The sequence below is a fragment of the Shewanella sp. 11B5 genome (assembly GCF_002836795.1).
GTDB classification, from domain to species: domain Bacteria; phylum Pseudomonadota; class Gammaproteobacteria; order Enterobacterales; family Shewanellaceae; genus Shewanella; species Shewanella frigidimarina.
Map to the genome: position 1 here is coordinate 1 of NZ_PJAP01000666.1, position 2102 is coordinate 2102.

Annotated in this window: 2 protein-coding genes and 1 pseudogene; all 3 read right to left on the reverse strand. The window is 42.5% G+C overall.

What is annotated here, in order from left to right:
- Positions 1–800 (reverse strand): annotated as a pseudogene (locus tag CXF78_RS15035) (hypothetical protein); the annotation flags it as partial.
- Positions 787–1341, reverse strand: coding sequence for a HyaD/HybD family hydrogenase maturation endopeptidase (locus tag CXF78_RS15040; RefSeq protein WP_102037255.1), 555 nt, complete (start codon positions 1339–1341; stop codon positions 787–789). The pseudogene CXF78_RS15035 and the gene CXF78_RS15040, both read right to left, overlap by 14 nt.
- Positions 1342–1356: 15 nt before the next feature.
- Positions 1357–2025 carry a Ni/Fe-hydrogenase, b-type cytochrome subunit gene (gene cybH / locus CXF78_RS15045; RefSeq protein ID WP_011637561.1) on the reverse strand — a complete coding sequence of 223 codons (669 nt, stop codon included), beginning with the start codon at positions 2023–2025 and terminating at the stop codon, positions 1357–1359.
- Positions 2026–2102 lie beyond the last annotated feature (77 nt).

Here is a 2102-nt window from a genome sequence, read left to right on the forward strand (position 1 = left end):
TACAGCGGCGCTAATAAGCTGGGATGCTCGCTACTTGGTCGTACTCTTAGCAAGGGTTTTTCGATGCTAGATAATGCCAACACTTGGCTGTCATTGACAATAAAATGACTGTTTAAAGAATTGGGATTACAGACTAATATTCGAGGCCGTTGATATTTTATTGTTTTGGTCATTGACGCATTGGTCTGTGATGAGTTTGTCAGTTGTTCATCTGCATTTTGCGATATGGTTGAGGGTTGTATGGTTGAGGACAATATGGCCGCTGGTGGGGTTAACCATAACGTGATCCCAAGAATAGGTAAGGGCAGAGACTTATGGCTGAGTAAGCGGTTTGCCATTGCGGCGATATCGGTCTGAGTTAACGATTTTTCATCACGACTGAGTTTTTCATGCCCCATACAATGATGACATTGTAGATTAATATTACCAAAAGAGGGATGTTGATTATCGCCAAATTTTGGCTGGCAATGTTGGCAAAAATTCAGCGGTAAACCAGAGTGAAGCGGCTTAATGTTAAATGGTTTTCGCTGCCCGCTGTGCTGCTCTATACGCTGAATGTGGGTGTCAAGCAACCAAACAGATAACAAGAAATCACTGGCGATGTCATCGGCTAACGATTCAAGCTGCGCTTGAGGAGCAAAGGCCTCAATAAAGTAACGTATTTTACTGGTTTGAGGCTCGGATTCAGCACCAATACTGATATTAAATTCGCTGCGTTCAAGGTATTGATTGCACAAGTGCTCATATAACGGCACATGGCGTTGGCATACAAAATCAAATCGAATGTTATGCATCGACATAGCAACCTCGCTTATAAGCGTCAGGAATCACCTGATCAACCGTTATTTCATTCACAATCTGCTGGCTAAACCCTAAGTCGGTTAAATGGGTTAACAAGGCGTGTTCCATTAGCGGAATGGCGGCATGTAAATGTGGCGTAAGCCCCAAAGTCATTGGCTCAATCACGGTAGGGGTAACACCTAATACAAACGTGTGTGGCCTATCACCCACAATGTCCATCATGTTGAGTGTTTGCAGCATTTCCACTTCATGAGCACTACCTTGCCAATCGATTTCAGCAGGGGCGTGATCAAAATCGAAAAAGTACACTTCACCAGGCTCCACGCCAACACTGTTCACCGTATCGACCACAATTAAATGGTCGTACTGGCTTATCATCGGAATAAGGCATTGAGCTAAGGTGCCACCGTCGACAATATCTATGCTGTCAGTTTGGTGGCTAAATTGGTATTTCTCTTTGATATAATTGACAAAATGCACGCCGACTCCTTCATCGGCGTACAATACATTGCCTATACCTAACAGCAATATTTTTTTCACAATAATAGATTCACCTTATTTATGATCTTTGTGATAGTCATAGCCAGACACTATTGAGTCGACTGAATTATGTTTAAAACGAATACCCGACCACACCGCCATATACACATGGATCACCACAAAAATAATGAAGGCCCAAGTTAAATAATGGTGGAAGGTTCTAAGTGATGCTAAGCCGCCACAAAGTGCTGTTAACCATGCAGATACATCGCCAAGTAACCCGCCCAAGCCTAAGTGGTACACATTGGCGTACAGCACTAAGCCTGTGATACACACAATCAAGGCAACAAACGAAATCGCCACATAAGTCATAAACTGTAACGGTCCGTAAACCCCAGCTTTATGCAAATTACCCATCCATAAATAGGATTTTAATTGTGTTATCCAGCTTTTCACACTCAGCACATCTTTAAACGAACGTCTTTCAATGTTGTTGCGACTGAAGAAAAACAAATAAAAACGCACCAAAGTGATACTGGTGAGCACAAATCCAAAAATGATATGCGCAAACCGGATCCAACCTTGTACAAGTACATCAGTGCTGGCAGGCGCCACTAAAAATGGCCACGAGATATAAAATCCGGTGATCACTAATACCAAAATGGCCAGAGCGCGTAACCAGTGAAATATTCGAATCGCTGGAGTAAATATCAGCTGCCGATTATGGGTTGCAATATGTTCCATACTTTTATCCCTCCTACTCCATTACCTCTGATTAAAACCCATTTGGATCAATTTTAAATTGACCTAGGGTATGTTTC